The following is a 17,650-nucleotide window of genomic DNA, read 5'->3' as shown; positions in this document are numbered from 1 at the left end:
GTCTTCCGGGATCAGGCGCCTTCGCCGAAGCGGGCCGCTTCCTTCGTCCAGGCCGCCGCCTGATCGCTGAGCGAGAGGCCGAGACCGGCGCGGTCGGGGATGACCATGCGGCCGTCGCGCAGCTCCAGCCGCTCGTTGAACAGCGGCTCCAGCCACTCGAAGTGCTCGACCCACGCGGTGCGCGGGTAGGCCGCCGAGAGATGGACGTGGATCTCCATCGCGAAGTGCGGGGCGAGGCTCCGGCCCTTGTAGTCGGCGAGCGTCATGATCTGGAGGAACGGGGTGATGCCGCCGACCCGTGGCGCGTCGGGCTGCACGAAGTCCGAGGAGCCCGCCTCGATCAGCGCGGCGTGCTCCTGCGCGCTGGTCAGCATCTCGCCGGTGGCTATGGGGGTGTCCAGGGTGGCGGCGAGGGCCGCGTGGCCCTCGGCGTCGTACGCGTCGAGCGGCTCCTCGATCCACGTCAGGTCGAACTTCTCCAGCACCCGGCCGACCCGGGTCGCGGTGATCCGGTCCCACTGCTGGTTGGCGTCCACCATCAGCGGGACGCCGTCGCCCAGATGCTCCCGTACGGTCTCCACCCGGGCGAGGTCCACCCGCCAGTCCGGCGAGCCGACCTTGAGCTTGATCCCGGCGACGCCCCGGGAGCGGGCCAGGTCGATGTTCTCCAGCACCTGCTCGATGGGCGTGGAGAGGAAGCCGCCGGAGGTGTTGTAGACGCTGACCGCGTCGCGGTGCGCGCCCAGCAGCTTGGCCAGCGGCAGCCGGGCCCGCCGGGCCTTGAGGTCCCACAGCGCGATGTCGAACGCGGCGACCGCCTGCACGGCGGCTCCACTGCGGCCCATGGACGCGCCCGCCCACACCAGCTTGTTCCACAGGCGGCCGGTGTCGCTGGGGTCCTCGCCGATCAGCTCGGGCGCGATCTCCTGGGCGTGGGCGTACAGCGCGGGCCCACCGGCCCGCTTGGAGTAGCTGAAGCCCAGCCCCTGATGGCCGCCCTCGGTGCTGATCTCCGCGAAGAGGAAGGCCACTTCGGTGAGTGGCTTCTGCCGCCCGGTCAGCACCTTGGCGTCGCTGATGGGCGCGTTCAGCGGCAGGTACACCAGGGAGAGCCGGATCGCCGAGACCCGGTCGGTGCTTGCCTCGCCGGGCGCGGAGGCGAAGGGTTTGAAAGCGACGGACTCACTGGGCGCGACACTCATGCGGTGCTCTCCTCGGCATCGTGCTGATGCCGAAGGCCTACCATCCGCCACCGCCCCGAAAACCGACAGGCATTGACCTGTAGGGACTCCCCTCGATCATGTCCGGGCACAAATGAGCACAGGTAGACACAGGCCGGGGCCCGCACCGTGCGGTGCGGGCCCCGGCCTGATGACGTCCAGCCTGATGACGTGGCGGCTCAGCCCAGGCGCTGCACCAGCGCCCGGTACTCGTCCCACAGCTCCTTCGGCGTGTGGTCACCGAAGGTGTTGAGGTGCTCGGGGACCAGGGCGGCCTCCTCGCGCCACACCTCCTTGTCGACCGTGAGGAGGAAGTCCAGTTCCGCGTCTCCCAGTTCCAGGCCGTCGGTGTCGAGGGACTCCTTGGTCGGCAGGATGCCGATGGGGGTCTCGACGCCCTCGGCACGGCCGTCGAGGCGGTCCACGATCCACTTCAGGACGCGGCTGTTCTCGCCGAAGCCGGGCCAGACGAACTTGCCGTCGTCGTTCTTGCGGAACCAGTTGACGTAGTAGATCTTCGGGAGCTTCGACTGGTCCTTGCCCTTGGCGACGTCGACCCAGTGGCCCATGTAGTCGCCCATGTTGTAGCCGCAGAAGGGCAGCATCGCGAACGGGTCGCGGCGCAGCTCACCGACCTTGCCCTCGGCGGCCGCGGTCTTCTCGCTCGCCACGTTCGCGCCGAGGAAGACGCCGTGCTGCCAGTCGAAGGACTCGGTGACCAGCGGAACCGCGCTTGCGCGGCGGCCGCCGAAGAGGATCGCCGAGATCGGCACGCCCTTGGGGTCCTCCCACTCGGGCGCGATGATCGGGCACTGTCCGGCGGGCACGGTGAAGCGGGCGTTGGGGTGGGCCGCGGGCGTCTCGCTCGCCGGGGTCCAGTCGTTGCCCTTCCAGTCGGTGAGGTGGGCGGGCGGCTCCTCGGTCATGCCCTCCCACCACACGTCGCCGTCGTCGGTGAGCGCGACGTTGGTGAAGACGGAGTTGCCCCACAGGGTCTTCATCGCGTTGGCGTTGGTGTGCTCACCGGTGCCGGGCGCGACGCCGAAGAAGCCCGCCTCGGGGTTGATCGCGTACAGCTGGCCGTCCTCGCCGAACCGCATCCAGGCGATGTCGTCACCGATCGTCTCGACCGTCCAGCCGGGAATGGTCGGCTCCAGCATCGCGAGGTTCGTCTTGCCGCACGCGCTCGGGAACGCCGCGGCCACGTACTTGGCCTCCCCGCGCGGCGGGGTGAGCTTGAGGATCAGCATGTGCTCGGCGAGCCAGCCCTCGTCACGCGCCATGACGGAGGCGATGCGCAGGGCGTAGCACTTCTTGCCCAGCAGCGCGTTGCCGCCGTAGCCGGAGCCGTACGACCAGATCTCGCGCGACTCGGGGAAGTGGGAGATGTACTTGGTGCTGTTGCACGGCCACGGAACGTCGTCCTGGCCCGGCTCCAGCGGGGCGCCCAGGGTGTGGACGGCCTTCACGAAGAAGCCCTGGTCGCCCAGGACGTCGAGGACGTCCTGTCCCATGCGGGTCATGGTGCGCATGGCGACGGCGACGTACGCGGAGTCGGTGATCTCGACGCCGATCGCGGACAGCGGCGAGCCGAGCGGGCCCATGCAGAACGGGACGACGTACATGGTGCGGCCGCGCATCGAGCCCCGGAATACGCCCTGTTCACCCGCGAAGACGCTGCGCATCTCAGCGGGGTCCTTCCAGTGGTTCGTCGGGCCCGCGTCCGCCTCCTTCTCGGAGCAGATGAAGGTGCGGTCCTCGACGCGCGCCACATCGCTGGGATCGGAGGCCGCGTAGTACGAGTTGGGGCGCTTGATCGGGTCGAGCCGTTTGAACGTGCCCTTCTCGACGAGCTGCGCACACAGACGGTCGTACTCCGACTCCGAACCGTCACACCAGACCACTTCATCGGGCTGGGTGAGGGCGGCGATCTCGCCGACCCAGGAGATCAGTTCCTGGTGGCTGGTCGGGGCCGTGGTGAGGGTAGAAGCCACATTGCTGGGCGCCACGATCGCTCCATCCCGCCGGAACCGCACTGCTCCGGCGTCTTGGTTTGAGGGTTTTGGGCGGATATGTGCACGCACATCCGCATATGGAGACAGCTACCCCTTGGGGGCTGCGACCCGGATGCTCAGCTCATCCGGTGCCGACCGCGCTCATTTGATCATCCGACGGTACGGGCGATCTGTCCAGTGGGCACCTTCGTGACCATCACCACTCGACACGGCCGGTAACTCACGGTGGCTGGGTAGCATGAGCGTCATGACTGCAGCCGCGCCCGATGCCGCCGTTGACCCATCCCCAGGGCTCGAGGCAGCCCCGCTCCCCGCCAAACCCATGCTGCGCGGCTGGCTGCACGCCGGCATGTTCCCCGCCGCGCTCATCGCCGGAGTGGTGCTCACCGCGCTCGCCGACAGCCCTCGCGGGCGCGTCGCGTGCGGCATCTTCACCCTCACCGCCTGCGCGCTCTTCGGCACGAGCGCCCTGTACCACCGGGGCAATTGGGGCCCGCGCGCCACGGCGGTGCTGCGCCGCCTGGATCACGCCAATATCTTCCTGATCATCGCGGGCACCTACACGCCCTTCACGATGCTGCTCCTCCCGCACGGCAAACAGCAGCTGCTGCTCTGGCTGGTGTGGGCCGGAGCGCTCGCCGGTATCGCCTTCCGGGTGTTCTGGGTCGGCGCCCCGCGCTGGCTCTACACCCCGTGCTACATCGCCCTGGGCTGGGCGGCGGTGTTCTTCCTGCCGGACTTCCTGCGCACCGGCGGCATCGCCGTCATGACGCTGATCGTCGTCGGCGGCCTGCTCTACAGCGCGGGCGCGGTGATCTACGGGACCAAGCGCCCCAACCCGTCACCCCGCTGGTTCGGCTTCCACGAGGTGTTCCACTCCCTCACGCTCGCCGCCTTCGTCGTGCACTACGTGGGGATCTCCCTGGTCGCCTATCAGCATTCCTGACTCCGGCCGCCCGCCGGTGCTCGACAATGATCGGCATGGCCTCCGCACACACCACTCCCCCCGGGCCCCGGCCCGGGCTGCGCGAACGCAAGAAGATCCAGACCCGGCAGGCGATCCGGCGGGCCGCCTACCGGCTGTTCGCGGAACAGGGCTACGAGGCGACCCCGGTGGACCGGATCGCGGAGGCCGCCGACGTCTCCCCCAGCACCGTCTTCCGGTACTTCCCCACCAAGGAGGACATCGTCCTCACGGACGAGTACGACGAGGCCATCGCCGCCGCGCTCCGGGACCGACCGCTGGACGAGCCGCCGGTCTCCTCCCTGCGGCGCGTCCTGATCGACATGGCGCGGCAGCTCACCGATGACGAGCGCGCGGAGATGCTGACCCGCCTCACCCTGGTCCGCCAGGTCCCGGCGCTGCGCGCCCGCATGGGCGAGGGCATGGCCAAGACCGGCCTCCGGCTGGGCGAGGTCCTGGCCGAGCGCAGCGGCCGGTCCCCGGAGGACTTCGAGGTGCGGGTGCTCGTCGGAGCGGTCCTGGGCGCCCTCCAGGAAGCGGTCTTCCACGGCATCGACCACCACGGGGTGAAGGCCATGGAGGACAGCATCGACCGCGCCCTGGCCATGCTGGCCCAAGGCCTCCCGCTGTAGCGGCCGCGACCACCCCGCGTCGCCCCTGCACCCCGCCCTGGCCGGGCCGCTGCCGTCCTCGGCTGGCAGGTCGCCCAGGACGGCGAGCCGTACCCGGCGACCGCGCCCTGGCCGGGCTGCCGCTGTCAGCCGCCGAGCCGGGCCGTCAGCGCGTCGACGTCGGCCGTCGGGGCGTCACAGGTGAAGTGGCGGCAGACGTACGCCGCCGGGCGGCCCTCCAGCAGCACGCGCCCCTCCAGCAGCGGCACCTGGTCGGAGCCGGGCGCGCCCACCGCGATCACCGCTCCCGGCGCCGTGCCCAGCAGCGCGGCCCGGTGCAGGGCGCGGGTCGCGGGGTCGCCGTCCGGTCCGACGACGGCCACCTCGCGCGGCCCGTCCAGCCGCGCCTCGGCCACCGCGAGGCCCCAGCCGATGAACCGCGGCACCCGCGCCCCCAGCGCCCGCACCACGACCAGCGCCCGCTCGGCCGCCTCCCGATGGCGGCTGCTCCCCGCGATGGCGGCGTAGGACAGCAGCGCCCCGGCGGCCGCCGTCCACCCCGAGGGGGCGGCGTTGTCGGTCGGGTCCTGGGGCCGCCGGATGAGCGTCTCGGCGTCGTCGGCGGTGTCGAACAGGGTGCCGTCCTCGGCGGCGAAGTGGTGCAGCACGGTGTCCAGCAGCAGCCCCGCGAACTCGACCCACACGCCCTCGCCGGAGACCGCGGCCAGGGCGAGGAAGCCCTCGGCCACATCGGCGTAGTCCTCCAGCACGCCCGCGTGGCCTCCCACGACGCCGCCCAGCGAGGTGCGGGCGAGCCGCCCGCCGTTGTCCATGTGGAGGCGTACGAGCAGGTCGGCGGCCTCGGTCGCGGCCTCGACCAGGTCGGGGCGGTCGAAGTAGGCGCCGGTCTCGGCGAGGGCGGCGATGGCCAGCCCGTTCCAGGCGGCCACGATCTTGTCGTCGCGGCCGGGCCGCTCCCGCCGCTCCCGCGCGGCCAGCAGCCGCTCCCGTACGGAGGCGAGCCGGGCGGCGTCGGCCGGGCCCGCGCCGTCGGGCAGCTGGAGGACGGACGCGCCCGCCTCGAAGGTGCCCTCCTCGGTCACCCCGAAGTACGCGGCGGCCTGCTCGGCGTCCGCCTCGCCCAGCACCTCCCGCAGCTGTCCGGCCGTCCACACGTAGTACGCGCCCTCGACGTGCCGCCCGGTGCCGTCATCGCTGTCGGCGTCCAGCGCGGAGGCGAATCCGCCCTGCTCGGTGCGCAGCTCGCGGACCAGGAAGTCGGCGGTCTCCAGGGCGACACGGCGCGCGAGGTCCGAACCGGTGGCCCGCCAGAGGTGGGCGTAGACGCGGCACAGCAGCGCGTTGTCGTACAGCATCTTCTCGAAGTGCGGAATGATCCATTCCGCATCGACGGAGTAGCGCGCGAACCCGCCACCGAGCTGGTCGTAGATGCCGCCGCGGGCCATCGCCTCACAGGTGGCCTGCACCATCTGCAACGCACCCTCGGAGCCGGTCCGGGCATGGTGCCGCAGCAGGAACTCCAGCGCCATGGACGGCGGGAACTTCGGCGCTCCGCCGAACCCGCCCCGCACGGCGTCGAATTCCCGGGTCAGCCCCATCAGCGCGGCGGCCAGATCCTCCTCACCCGGCGGCTGCGGCGAGCCGGAGCCCAGCGCGATACCGGTGCGCTCGGCCAGATCCCGCACGATCTTCCCGGCCACGTCCCGCACCTCGTCCCGCCGGTCGGCCCACGCGGCGCGGACCCCCTCCAGCACCTGCCGGAAGGACGGCACACCGGGCCGGGGCCGGGGCGGGAAGTAGGTACCGAAGTAGAAGGGCTCGGCATCCGGCGTCAGGAACACCGTCATCGGCCACCCACCCTGCCCGGTCGCGGCCTGCACCGCCTCCATGTACACGGCGTCGACGTCGGGCCGCTCCTCGCGGTCGACCTTGACGGAGACGAAGTGGGCGTTCAGATACTCGGCCGTCTCAGCGTCCTCGAAGGACTCGTGCGCCATGACGTGGCACCAGTGACACGCGGCGTAACCGACCGACAGCAGGACGGGTACGTTCCGCCGCTTCGCCTCCTCGAACGCCTCGTCGCTCCAGGGCCACCAATCCACCGGGTTGGAGGCGTGCTGAAGGAGGTACGGCGACTGCGAGTTGACCAGGCGGTTCATACCCGAATCGTCGCACGAGCCGGAGCGTCCAGCCCAGCGCCACAAGGGTCCGACGTCGGGCCGGGTGGGTGAGCGCCACCTCGTCCTCACCCGCCTGTCCCACATCGCCCGCCACCACCGAGAGGCAGTCCGGTGAGCAGCACTCCCGGGAGCGACCCCGATCCGGCGCGCGTGCCTCAGCGGCGGGAGAAGGTCTGCCGGTAGGCGGACGGGCTGGTGCCCGTGGCCTTGTGGAAGCGGGCGCGGAGATTGGCGGCGGTGCCAAGGCCGACGCGCCGGGCGACCTCGTCGATGCCGTGGTCCCCGGATTCGAGGAGCTGTTTGGCGAGGTCGACTCGAGCGGTCAGCAGCCATTGTGCTGGAGATACGCCGACCTCTTCGACGAAGCGTCGAGCGAAGGTGCGCGCCGCCGCCCGCAGCTTCCTCTTCGTCCGGCCCACCGCCGCGGCTCAAGGGCTGGAGCCGGGGCGGGACTACGACGAAGAACTGGTCTTCCTGATCTGCCTGCTGCACGACCTGGGCCTCAGCGAGGCGGGCAACGGCCGTCAGCGCTTCGAGGTGGATGGTGCGGACATGGCGCGCGCGTTCCTGCTCGACGCCGGGGTCGAGCGGGAACGCGCCGACGCGGTGTGGACGGGGATCGCCCTGCACACCTCCGACGGCCTCGCCGCCAGGTTCGGTCCCGAAGCCGGTGTCGCCCAGCTGGGCATCGCCACCGATGTCGCCGGTCTGGCCCGCGAGGACCTGCCCGAGGAACTGATCGCCGACGCTCTCGCCAGGTGGCCGCGCCACGACCTCGGATACGCGATCGTCGACGACATCGCGGCCCAGATCTCCGCGACACCGGAGAAGGCGTCACCGATCACCTTCCCCGGCCACATGGCCGCGCTCGGTATGCCGCCCGGCCAGGCACCCACCTGGTACGACATGGCAGCCCACTCGGGATGGGGCGACCGCCCCGCGCACCGGCGGCCAGGCGCGCCGACGGCCGCCGAGACGCCCGAGCAGCTCATCCCGGTGGTCTCGCCGCGAGGGTCGAGTGATCCGCTACTCGGCCCATGCCGCGATCCGTTCCGCGATCGCCTCGGGGGCCTCGATGTGCAGGAAGTGACCGACGTCGGGGACGACCTCCAGCGCGTGCGGGGCGGCGAACCGATGTCGGTCGTCGACCTGCGGGGGGAGGATGCAGCCGTCGTCGGCACCGTGAAGCTGCAGCAGGGGCACCGCGATCGGCTGAGACAGGCGGCGCGTCGCCCCAAGCATGCCGGGTCGCAGCATCGCCCGGTAGTACTTTAGAGGCGCGGGCATGCTCGCCCGCAGGTGCTCGTGTAGCTCCGCCCGGAGAGCTGGATCGAGCGAGAGGCTGGGCGACCACTGACGCCAAAGGTGGTCGATGAGGGCGAGATCGCGGGCGGTGACCATCCAGCCGCTTCCCGGCAGTTGAAAGAGCCCCATGTACCAGCTCCGGCGTAGCTGAGCGGGGCGCGGCCGGCTCAGGAACGTGAGTGGGTGGGGGACTGCGAGCGTGACCGCGCGTTCGATCCGCTCCGGCGCGGTGACGCAGGCATCGTATGTGATCAGGGCGCCCCAGTCGTGGCCAACCAACTCCACGGCTCGCCCCGGAGACCAGCGGTCGATCAGCGCGAGCACGTCGCTGGTGAGGGCTGCGAAGTCGAACGGCCCCGCGGTCGGGGACGGCGCGTAACCGCGAAGCCAGGGTGCGACGACGTGACGTCCGCGGCGGCCGAGCTCGGCAAGGAAGGGCTTCGCGGTCGGCGGATGGTCCGGGAAGCCGTGCAAGACGAGCGTCGGTTGACCATCAGGATCACCACCCTGCAGCGCGTGAAAGGTGCCGTGTGGCAGGTCGAAGGTGACGTGTTCGAACTCCATGTGTGTCAGCCTTTTCCAAGAGCGGTCGGACGAGAGAGGCTGATGCTGGCTTCGGTGTCTCTGGTTTTGGACATGTGCGTCTCCTCAGGCGCCGGGTGTACTGCGGGGTCAGCCGGCCAGTCGGTTGAGCTTGCGGATTTGTCTGTCGAAGGCGCGCGAGGGCACGATCCGGCGCAGGACGCTGACGCGTCCGGCCATCGAGCCGGCGGTGTACCGGAGCTTGGGCTTGGAATCGGTGGAGGCCGCGACGATCACCTTCGCGACAACGTCCGGGTCGTCGGCATTGCGCAAGGCCGTGGCCAGCACGTCTCGGGAGACCTCCCGCTGTGCGGCGTAGATCGGCAGGGGCGAGTCGGGTGCCAGGCTGCTCGCCTCGAAACTCGTGCTTGTGTAGGCCGGCTCGATCAGCAGCATCCGGACGCCGTGCTCGCGAAGCTCGTGGTCGACGGACTCGGAGTAGCCCTCGATCGCATGCTTGGTGGCGGCGTAGATGGCCATGAAGGGGGCTGGGATCAGACCGAGTACCGAGGAGACGTTGACCACGCGGCCACTGCCCTGGGCGCGCATGTGGGGCAGCACTGCGTTCGTCATCCGAATCAGGCCGAAGACGTTGATGTCGAAGACCTCCTTGGCCTGGTTGATCGAGCTCTCCTCGCCGGCGCCGACCGCGCCCACGCCTGCGTTGTTGACCAGGACATCGATCCGGCCGAACCGCTCGATCACCTCCTCGACCAGGGAGCGGACCGACTCGTCGCTGGCCACGTCGAGATCGAGGAACGTCACCCCGGCGAGCGGCTCGGCGTTCGCCGCATTGCGGCTCGTGCCGACCACCGCGAAGCCGGCGCCCACGAGGGCGAGCGCCGCCGCCCGCCCGATCCCGGAGGAGGCGCCCGTCACGAGGGCCACTGGGGGAGCTGTCCGCATGTTGGTTCCTTCGGTTGTGGGCATGACTTCGTCGTGCGCTGTGCGGGGTCGCCCCGCGCTGAGGCCGACACGGTCCGCACCGGTCCTGCAAGCCCGGACCAAGCCTGTCCGGTGAGCTCAGGATGGTTGTGTACTAAACAGTCAGAAACCTAGGCAGTTCTGTACTGAGTTGTCAAGAAGGGTGGGTCGGCTTTACCTTCTGTGTATGGCGAGACCACGAAGCTTCGACCGCGACCACGTCCTGCATGCCGCCGAGCGGCAGTTCCGCACCTCGGGCTACAACGGCACGAGCGTCGACGACATCAGCGCCGCCACCGGCCTGGGCCGCGGCAGCCTCTACGCCGCGTTCGACGGCAAGCACGGCGTGCTGATGCAGGCGATGGCCGGGTACTTCGCCCGGCTGGGGCAGTTTGCGCCGAAGGCGCTCGCCGGACCGGACGAGGGCGCCCTGGAACGACTGCGCGGGTTCTTGCTCCGCGCCGTCGACGGGGTGCCACTCGCCGCCGACGTACCCCCCGCCCCTGACCGGGCGGCGGCGGCCTGCTTCGCCGCCAAGATGGCCCTGGAGATCGGCGCCTCCGACCCCGAGGTGGAACGCCTGGCCAACGACTGCTTCTCCGCGGTCGCGACGTCGGTGGCCGAGTGTGTGCGCGCGGCGCAGCGCAGCGGCGACATCGACCCTGACGCGGATCCTGACGACCTCGCGTACCTTCTGCTGACCATCGTCCGCGGGATCGATGTCGTAGGCGCGTCCGGCCACAGTCCCGCCCGCCTGGCCTCGATTGCGGAGAGCGCGTTCGCCTTGCTGCCTCGCCCGCGCCACCGCTGAGAAGGGCACGGCCGGCCTCGTTGCACAGGCATCTGATGCGGTCGGCCCACTTCGACGCCGCGGAGGCACGGCCCGTAGGTTTACGCGCCGCCGTGGCCTCTGTCGGCGAGAGTGTCCAGCCGGGCCAGCCAGTCCTCGAAAGCAGCGTGGCCGGAGTCGGCAGTGAGCGTGTCCGCCTTCACGGTCCACCGCTGCCGTCTTTCGGATTCGATGGCGACGAACACAGCCAGCTGCGCCATGGCCGTCCGGTACACGTCGTGGAAGGCGTCGGTGCCGGTGGCATCCGGAATGAGGTTGGTGGGGCAAGGAATGAGCAGCAGCTCCACGAGGGCATTGTGCACAGAGGAGCAGATCAACCGCGTCCGGTGACGCGAGAGGTCCAATGTCGGTGCGGTCACGCGGTGGGACGGGGCCCCGCGGCGCGGCGCAGCCGGTTGGCGATCGCCAGTCCCAGCCCCTCCTCCACCGGCATGGAGGCGACGATGAGGTCGCACCCCCGCTGGTCGAGTTCGCGCAGGAACCCGTACAGCTCGCGCGCGTAGTCGGCCAGGGACGCTGGGACATTCGCCACGGCGTGCGCCTTCACCGGGGTGTCGGCGAGGGACGGGGGAAGAAGGACGCCAACCTGGTGCCCCTGCTCCTGCGCGAGCCGCGCCTCGTCGACGACCTTCTCCGGCTCGACCAGGACGACCCGAGCAGACGGCGCGTAGTGCGACGGGTGCTGACCCGGCACCCGGACATGGCTCGTGGACGGGAAGTCGATCGGATACCCCAGCACCGCTTCGAGGTCCTCGCGGGTCACTCCACCGGGCCGGAGGATGGCCGGGGTCTCACCCATGACGTCGACGATGGTCGACTCGACGCCGACCCCGCAGGGACCGCCGTCCAGGACGAAGTCGACGGCATCGCCGAGCTCCGCCCGCACGTGACCGGCCGTGGTGGGGCTCACCGAGCCGAAGCGATTGGCGGACGGAGCTGTGACACCGCCGCCGAAGGCCGACAGCAGCGCGAGGGCAACGGGGTGGTCGGGCACACGCACGGCCACGGTCTCCAGGCCACCCGTGGCTTCCAGGGGCACCCGCCGACCACGCCGCAGGACCAGCGTGAGCGGCCCCGGCCAGAAGTGCTCGGCCAGCAGGTGCGCCGTCGCGGGAACGTCCTGGACCCAGTCGTCCAGGTGCTGCGCGCCGCCGATGTGGACGATCAGCGGATGGGAGGGTGGGCGTCCCTTGACCTGGAAGATGCGCGAGACGGCAGCGGGGTCTTCGGCGTTGGCGCCCAGTCCGTAGACGGTTTCGGTCGGGAGGGCCACCAGGCCGCCGGCGCCCAGCACACCGGCCGCCTTCTCGATGTCACTGGTTCTTGCCATCACCCTCGAAATCCTCTCACCGTTCCGCTCTCCCACGTTCCGCGGTCTGGTCGGCGCATAACGACCAGACCACGGCTCTCGGCACCTCGTGAGAGAAGCTCGGCAGAACGCTGCGGCCAGAGTTGAGGGCGACCCGCCACCGTGATCAATCTCAAGGCCGACCACGGTTGGCTGTCATTCCCATGCGGGAGTCCGGGGCTTCAGCGATCGAACACAACGACTTGCCAGGGAACACCATCAACGTCGCCCGCCGCCAGACCGACGGCCGCTGGCTCTACGCCATCGAGGAACCCTTCTTCGCGCGACTGCCCATGTGATGGGGTACCGGAGGGAGGTGCCGCATGGCCGAGGAAGAGATCCACCACCGGGACGCGACCGCGCTGGCGGGGCTGATACGCGAACGGCAGGTGTCCGCGGTGGAGGTGGTACGGACGCACCTGGAGCGCATCGAGACGGTCAACCCCGAGGTCAACGCCGTGATCACGGTCCTCGCCGAGCAGGGGCTCGCCGCGGCCCACGCGGTGGACGCGGCCGTGGCGGCGGGCGAAGCGGTGGGTCCGTTCACCGGCGTGCCGTTCACCGTCAAGGACGCGCTGGACGTGGCGGGAGCGGTGACCACCCGCGGGTCGGCACTGTTCCGGGACCACGTCCCCGCGGCGGACGCGACCGCGGTGGCCCGTCTTCGGGCGGCTGGTGCGATTCCGCTGGCCAAGACGAACCTGCCGGAGTTCTCCTACTGGACCGAGACCGACAACCTGCTCGTCGGCAGATCCCGTAATCCCTGGGACGGCGAGCGCACTCCGGGCGGCTCCAGCGGCGGTGAGTCGGCCGCGATCGCCGCCGGGATGTCACCACTGGGCCTGGGCAGCGACGTGGCCATCTCGGTGCGCGGTCCGGCCCACGACACCGGCATCGTCGCCCTGAAGGCGACGCGGGGGCGGATCCCGATCACCGGGCACTGGCCCGAGGTCCCCCGCCGCTACTGGCACGTCGGCCCGATGGCCCGCAGCGTGCGGGACATCGCGACCGCCTTCCGGCTGCTCGCAGGGCCCGACGGCGTCGACGGGTACGTGCGCCACTCACCACCCCACGCGGCCGGGTCCCGCGAACTGGCCGGGCTGCGGATCGGCTGGGCGAGCGACCCGGCATTCGGCCCGGTGGACCACGAGGTGACAGCCACCGTCAGGTCCGCCGCCGAGGCGCTGCGGGAGCTGGGCTGTGCGGTCGAACCCGCCCCGCCGCCCGGGCTGGAGGCAATCGACGCGACCGCGCTGAGCGCCGTGCTCTACACAGCCGAGGTGGTGCCGTACTTCCGGAAGGTGGCCGCCGGCCGCGAGTCGGAACTGCACCCCCTCATCCTGCGAACGCTCACGGCACCGGAGGTGACAACAGCCGACTACATCGCCGCACAGCAAGGGGCCGACGCGCTCAGCACACTGTTCGCCGGGTACTTCGAACGCTACGACGCGCTGCTGTGCCCGGTGTGCCCCGTCCCCGCGCCACCACACGCCCGGCCAGCCCTCCAGATCGCGGACGCGGCCGTCCCGGCGCGCGGCATCATGCGGGCGACCGTTCCGTTCAACCTCACCGGCCTGCCCGCGCTGTCGCTGCCGTTCGGGGCGAGCACCGAAGGCCTGCCGATCGGCGTTCAGCTCGTCTCCCGCTGGTACGACGAAGCCACCCTCCTGCGGCTGGGCACCGCCCTGGAGACGGTCAGCCCGGTGCGCGACCGCCACCCCGGCACGCGGTAGTCCGACGTGCTGGTCAGTGCGACCGCTGCCGCGGTACCGGACACTGGAGGAATGGACACCCCCATGGAATCGCCCACGGAAACCGCCACCACACTGGGCGAACAGCTCCTGCTCCTCTCGCTGGACGACGAGTCCGGCACCGCGAGGGAGTCGGCGAAGGTGGCCCTGGCCATCTCCGCGGCCTCGCTGGTGGAACTCGCCCTGGCCGGCCGGATCGACGTGGCCGACGACAAGGTCACCGTCGTCGACGCGACACCCCTGGGCGAGCCCGCCCTCGACAGCGCGCTCGCCGCCATCGGTGGCAAGGACAGGCCGGGCAAGCCCAAGGACTGGATCACCCAGGGGAAGACGGACGCGGTGGCGCGGGCGAACACGGGCCTGATCGAGAAGGGGCTGGTCCGGGAGGAGAAGAAAAAGGTGCTCGGCCTCTTCCCCGTGCGCCGCTACCCGGAGGCCGACGGCTCGGTGGAGGCGGCGGTACGGCAGCGCCTCGACGCGGTCGTCCTCCAAGGCGCGACGCCGGACGCCCGCACGGCGAGCCTGGTGGGGCTGCTGCACGGAGCGAAACTGCACCGCCTGGCCTTCCCGGACGCCGACGCGCGCCGGGTCGCGACGGCCATGGAGTCGATCGCACAGGGCCAGTGGTCCGCGACGGCGGTGCGCCACGCCGTGAAGGCCGCGGAGGACGCACTGGCGACGATCATCGCGGTGACGGTGACGACGACGGTCATCGCGGGCAGCTGACGGCGCCGTCCTCGGTGAGCGTTTCCGCGAGCAGGTCGCAGTAGTGGCGCAGGTCCTCGTGCCAGCCGACGAACGAGGCGAAGTCCCGCATGTGGACGGCCAGTCGGAGGGTGGCCGCGCGTGCGGTGCCGCGCGGGACGGCGGCGGGGCCGTCGCCGCCGGTGTAACCGGACAGCAGGGCGTGGGCCGCGGCCGGATAGTCGACCGGCGGGCCCTGTCCGGCGGAGCCGAGGCCCCGTGCTGCGGCGGCGCGCAGTTCGTGCAACTCGCCGAGGATCCAGCCGAGGTCGAGGGCCGGATCGCCCCCGGTCACCTCCTCTCCGGTGAGCAGGGCGGCGTGGCCACCAGCGGTGGAGGGGACCAGCCAGCCGGTGCTGGGCGCACCGTGCAGCAGGACGGCACCGCCCGTGAAGGGTGGTTCGTTCGCGGCCTCGGACCAGTCCGTCAGCCGCGCCCACAGCGAGGGGCCGAGCCGGGTGCGGGCCAGCGCGCGCAGCCGCGCCGCCTCAGGGGTGTTCTCCTCTCCGGCAACCCAGGCGAGGAGCCGTCGCACGCCGTGGTGCGGCGGCCGCTGGGGCAGCTCCCACGGCTCCTGGTGGAGTCGCCGCAGTGTCTTGCCCACGTCCACCAGGGCACGTACGGAGAGCCGGAGGGCGGTGTCGTCACCGGAGGGCAGCAGCCGGGCCACCGAGACGGCGCCTGGCACGCGGTACAGCACACCGGGCCGCACACCCTGCCGGGTTTCCCCCTCCGACGCCGGGTCAACAGCCCACTCCCCCAGGGCGAGCCGGGCACCGCGCCGGCCGTCGGCGGAGGTGTCGCCGGGCGTGCTGATGGCGGTGTCGACGCGGCGCAGCGCCGAGCCGACCGCCGGTGGAGGCAGGCGCTGCGGATGGGTGTGGGCCGGCCCGGGGGCGCGCAGCCAGCTGAAGCCGGTGTTCCCGTGGTAGCGCACGGTGATCCGCAGATAGCGGGTGCCGTACTCGCGTACGGTGATGGCCTCAGCCACCGTGCCGCCGCCGTACCGCCTCGATGATCTCCCGGGCATCCCGGAACGCCGCCTCCTGGCCCTCCGTGAAGAGCACCCCGCCGCAGTTGAGGATCACCTCGTCCACCCCGGCGTCCCGGTATTCGTCGAGCCGGGCGGCGATGTGGTCCGCCGAGCCGAATACGTACGTGCCGCTGTCCACCAGGGAGATGGCACCGGCCCTCGGGTCGGACGACTCAGCCGGTACACCGGCCCGGCGCAGCATGTCCGTGTAGTGGTCGGCCGAGAGGTGCCCGGAGGCAGCGGTGTGGGCGAGCACGTACGGGTCCCGGCCGCCGCGCTCCACCGCGACGTGGACGACGGTCGCGACGCGGCAGCGGGCGTCCCGGTCCTTGGCCCCTTCCTCCAGGGCGGGCAGCAGGGTCTCGGCGACGTATCCGGGCGGGGTCATCCAGGTGATGGCGACATCGGCGACGCCGCCCGCGGTACGCGCCATATTGGGGCGCAGCACGCCCACGCCGACCTCCACGCCGGGGTGCTCCATGGGGATCAGCCGCCCCCGCAGCGCGTGGTAGTCGCCCGCGTGGTCGACGACCTTCCCGTCGAGCAGGGAGCGGACGGTGCGCAGGTAGTCCGCGGCCATCGTTCGCGGGCTGGGATAGGGGCGTCCGTTGAGGCTGCGCACGAACGCCGGTGCGCCGACGCCGTATCCGGCCACCACCGGCCGACCGGTCATCAGGGCCAGTGAGCGTGCCTGGAGGGCGGCCTCGTACGGGTGGCGCAGCGGCATCAGGGTCACGCCGGTGCCTACGGGGACGCGTACGCCCGCCCCGGCGAGATGGGCGAACGCCTGGTGGGTCTCGACCTTGAGCGACTGCCCTGTCCACAGGCGGCGCGCACCGGTGTCGCGCACCAGCTCGGCGTGGGGCCGCAGGGCGTCCGGGGTGTCCGGCATGTTGGGCACGAGCACGCTCGGGAGCACGTGGCTGGAGGCATCGGTGGTCACGGGCGGCACACCTTCCCTGGTCTCTGGTGCTGGGTGTCTCTGGTGCTGTGACTCCTGCCAGAGCCGTTGCTTTTCCTTGACGAACTGTTGTGTTTCCACTACATTCCTTGCATGAGCCCAGTGAGCCATCGCGAGGGAATGCCGATCTACAACCAGCTGAGAGTGCTCCGCGCGGAGCGCGGCCTCAGCAGGGTCGCGCTGGCCAAGATGGTGGAAGTGCACCCGCAGACCATCGGTGCCATCGAACGGGGCGACTACTTCCCGAGCCTCGATCTGGCGTTCCGGTTCAGCGACGTGTTCGAGCTTCCGATCGAGGCGATCTTCAGTCGTAAGCCCTTCGCCCCGCTGTCCGCCCAGCTGTACAACAAGGAGGCACGCTCGTGAGTCGGCAAGGTTCTGACGGGACAACGGATATGGTCCGCAGCCCCTCGTCCCCCGTGGCGCTCTCGCTCTGCGCGTTGAGCGCGGTCATGGTGGTGCTGTCGCTGATCTCCGAGGGCAACGCGTTCTCCGACTCGTGGTGGCTCGTGGCCTTCGCCGTCTGGCTGCTGGTGTGGGGCGTGCTGCGCTCGATGACCCGCGGCGTGGCCGAACGGCCGCTGAAGGGACTGGACGAACGCGAACGCGGACTGCGCGACCGCGTCTCCTTCATCGGGTATCAGTGCGCGGTCGGCGCCGGCATGGCCGTCGTCCTGCTCATGGTCGCCTTCCAGAACGAGCCCGCGATGATCGAGCGCATGCCCGCGCTGCTGACGACCCTGATGCTGACGTCATCGGCACTGCCCTCCATCATCCTGGGATTGTCCGGTGCGGGCGTCGAGGACGCCGAGGCAGATCACGACGAGTGATCCGGCACGCGGAGACCGGCGCCCCGGGCTCTCGTGCGGCAGGGCGGGTGCCCACCGATTGCGGCGGCGGGCACCCGCCCTGCTGCTCAGCGAGTCACGCGGGTCAGCAGGAGTGGTCGAAGGTGTTGTCGACCGACACCGCCGAGACGGCGGACGCGGCGGAGATGCAAGCCTGCGACGAGGTGGTGATGGTGATGGTGGCGCCCGGGGCCTCCGCCGCCGGAACCAGCTCGTCGGCGTCGGCGTAGGCGGAGTAACCGCTGATGAGGGCCTGGGTGTTCATAATGACTCCCGTTGGTGATAGTGAAATT

Annotated in this window: 18 protein-coding genes and 1 pseudogene; 8 read left to right on the top strand and 11 right to left on the bottom strand. The window is 71.0% G+C overall.

Annotation, left to right across the window (positions count from 1 at the left end; genetic code table 11):
* Window positions 1–11 precede the first annotated feature (11 nt).
* Window positions 12–1,202, bottom strand: a complete 1,191-nt coding sequence (locus ACZ6CL_RS01295; RefSeq protein ID WP_468929641.1) for an L-talarate/galactarate dehydratase — start codon at window positions 1,200–1,202, stop codon at window positions 12–14.
* A 197-nt stretch (window positions 1,203–1,399) separates the two neighbouring features.
* Window positions 1,400–3,229 carry a phosphoenolpyruvate carboxykinase (GTP) gene (locus tag ACZ6CL_RS01290; RefSeq protein WP_468929639.1) on the bottom strand — a complete coding sequence of 610 codons (1,830 nt, stop codon included), beginning with the start codon at window positions 3,227–3,229 and terminating at the stop codon, window positions 1,400–1,402.
* A 244-nt stretch (window positions 3,230–3,473) separates the two neighbouring features.
* Here ACZ6CL_RS01290 and trhA point away from each other — a divergent pair, with 244 nt between their 5' ends.
* On the top strand, window positions 3,474–4,181 hold the full coding sequence (gene trhA, locus ACZ6CL_RS01285) for a PAQR family membrane homeostasis protein TrhA (RefSeq protein WP_468929637.1): 708 nt from the start codon (window positions 3,474–3,476) through the stop codon (window positions 4,179–4,181).
* A gap of 26 nt (window positions 4,182–4,207) precedes the next feature.
* Entirely contained in the window at window positions 4,208–4,831 is a 624-nt protein-coding gene (locus tag ACZ6CL_RS01280) for a TetR/AcrR family transcriptional regulator (RefSeq protein ID WP_468929634.1), read from the top strand.
* Window positions 4,832–4,956: 125 nt separating this feature from the next.
* On the opposite strand, the gene ACZ6CL_RS01275 is transcribed toward ACZ6CL_RS01280, so the two are convergent.
* Both ACZ6CL_RS01275 and ACZ6CL_RS01270 read right to left on the bottom strand, forming a co-directional pair.
* Window positions 4,957–6,990 carry a thioredoxin domain-containing protein gene (locus tag ACZ6CL_RS01275; protein WP_468929633.1) on the bottom strand — a complete coding sequence of 678 codons (2,034 nt, stop codon included), beginning with the start codon at window positions 6,988–6,990 and terminating at the stop codon, window positions 4,957–4,959.
* 176 nt (window positions 6,991–7,166) lie between these two features.
* Window positions 7,167–7,430: a helix-turn-helix domain-containing protein gene (locus tag ACZ6CL_RS01270; protein ID WP_468929630.1), complete on the bottom strand. Its 264-nt coding sequence runs from the start codon at window positions 7,428–7,430 to the stop codon at window positions 7,167–7,169.
* On the opposite strand from ACZ6CL_RS01270, the pseudogene ACZ6CL_RS01265 reads away from it, so the two are divergent.
* Window positions 7,390–7,692: pseudogene (locus ACZ6CL_RS01265) on the top strand (HD domain-containing protein); the annotation flags it as partial. The gene ACZ6CL_RS01270 and the pseudogene ACZ6CL_RS01265 overlap by 41 nt on opposite strands.
* Window positions 7,693–8,037: 345 nt before the next feature.
* On the opposite strand, the gene ACZ6CL_RS01260 reads toward ACZ6CL_RS01265, so the two are convergent.
* The gene (locus ACZ6CL_RS01260) at window positions 8,038–8,880 is read right to left on the bottom strand and encodes an alpha/beta fold hydrolase (RefSeq protein ID WP_468929628.1); all 843 of its coding nucleotides are present in this window, start codon (window positions 8,878–8,880) and stop codon (window positions 8,038–8,040) included.
* A gap of 108 nt (window positions 8,881–8,988) precedes the next feature.
* A complete protein-coding gene (locus ACZ6CL_RS01255; RefSeq protein ID WP_468929626.1) occupies window positions 8,989–9,804 on the bottom strand; it encodes an oxidoreductase in 816 nt (271 codons plus the stop codon).
* A 205-nt stretch (window positions 9,805–10,009) separates the two neighbouring features.
* Here ACZ6CL_RS01255 and ACZ6CL_RS01250 point away from each other — a divergent pair, with 205 nt between their 5' ends.
* Window positions 10,010–10,633 (top strand): TetR/AcrR family transcriptional regulator, encoded by a 624-nt coding sequence (locus ACZ6CL_RS01250; RefSeq protein WP_468929623.1) that lies wholly within the window; start codon window positions 10,010–10,012, stop codon window positions 10,631–10,633.
* A gap of 80 nt (window positions 10,634–10,713) precedes the next feature.
* Here ACZ6CL_RS01250 and ACZ6CL_RS01245 read toward each other — a convergent pair whose 3' ends face one another.
* The gene (locus ACZ6CL_RS01245; RefSeq protein WP_468929621.1) at window positions 10,714–10,959 is read right to left on the bottom strand and encodes a hypothetical protein; all 246 of its coding nucleotides are present in this window, start codon (window positions 10,957–10,959) and stop codon (window positions 10,714–10,716) included.
* Between the two features lie 68 nt (window positions 10,960–11,027).
* Window positions 11,028–12,002 carry an L-threonylcarbamoyladenylate synthase gene (locus ACZ6CL_RS01240; RefSeq protein WP_468929618.1) on the bottom strand — a complete coding sequence of 325 codons (975 nt, stop codon included), beginning with the start codon at window positions 12,000–12,002 and terminating at the stop codon, window positions 11,028–11,030.
* A gap of 341 nt (window positions 12,003–12,343) precedes the next feature.
* On the opposite strand from ACZ6CL_RS01240, the gene ACZ6CL_RS01235 reads away from it, so the two are divergent.
* Both ACZ6CL_RS01235 and ACZ6CL_RS01230 read left to right on the top strand, forming a co-directional pair.
* Entirely contained in the window at window positions 12,344–13,753 is a 1,410-nt protein-coding gene (locus tag ACZ6CL_RS01235) for an amidase (protein ID WP_468929616.1), read from the top strand.
* Window positions 13,754–13,816: 63 nt separating this feature from the next.
* The gene (locus ACZ6CL_RS01230; RefSeq protein WP_468929613.1) at window positions 13,817–14,497 is read left to right on the top strand and encodes a GOLPH3/VPS74 family protein; all 681 of its coding nucleotides are present in this window, start codon (window positions 13,817–13,819) and stop codon (window positions 14,495–14,497) included.
* Here ACZ6CL_RS01230 and ACZ6CL_RS01225 read toward each other — a convergent pair.
* Together ACZ6CL_RS01225 and ACZ6CL_RS01220 are read right to left on the bottom strand one after the other, a co-directional pair.
* A complete protein-coding gene (locus ACZ6CL_RS01225) occupies window positions 14,481–15,506 on the bottom strand; it encodes a phosphotransferase family protein (protein ID WP_468929611.1) in 1,026 nt (341 codons plus the stop codon). The genes ACZ6CL_RS01230 and ACZ6CL_RS01225 overlap by 17 nt on opposite strands.
* Entirely contained in the window at window positions 15,499–16,491 is a 993-nt protein-coding gene (locus tag ACZ6CL_RS01220; protein ID WP_468929609.1) for an LLM class flavin-dependent oxidoreductase, read from the bottom strand. Before ACZ6CL_RS01220 ends, ACZ6CL_RS01225 begins: the two co-directional genes overlap by 8 nt.
* A gap of 111 nt (window positions 16,492–16,602) precedes the next feature.
* On the opposite strand from ACZ6CL_RS01220, the gene ACZ6CL_RS01215 reads away from it, so the two are divergent.
* Window positions 16,603–16,875 carry a helix-turn-helix transcriptional regulator gene (locus ACZ6CL_RS01215; RefSeq protein ID WP_468929606.1) on the top strand — a complete coding sequence of 91 codons (273 nt, stop codon included), beginning with the start codon at window positions 16,603–16,605 and terminating at the stop codon, window positions 16,873–16,875.
* A gap of 29 nt (window positions 16,876–16,904) precedes the next feature.
* Complete coding sequence (locus tag ACZ6CL_RS01210) at window positions 16,905–17,339, top strand: hypothetical protein (protein ID WP_468929604.1); 435 nt, start codon at window positions 16,905–16,907, stop codon at window positions 17,337–17,339.
* A gap of 103 nt (window positions 17,340–17,442) precedes the next feature.
* Here ACZ6CL_RS01210 and ACZ6CL_RS01205 read toward each other — a convergent pair whose 3' ends face one another.
* The gene (locus ACZ6CL_RS01205) at window positions 17,443–17,622 is read right to left on the bottom strand and encodes an LxmA leader domain family RiPP (RefSeq protein ID WP_468929602.1); all 180 of its coding nucleotides are present in this window, start codon (window positions 17,620–17,622) and stop codon (window positions 17,443–17,445) included.
* Window positions 17,623–17,650 lie beyond the last annotated feature (28 nt).

Source organism: Streptomyces sp. NPDC041200, assembly GCF_055591805.1.
This window is presented reverse-complemented; position numbering and strand designations above follow the sequence as displayed.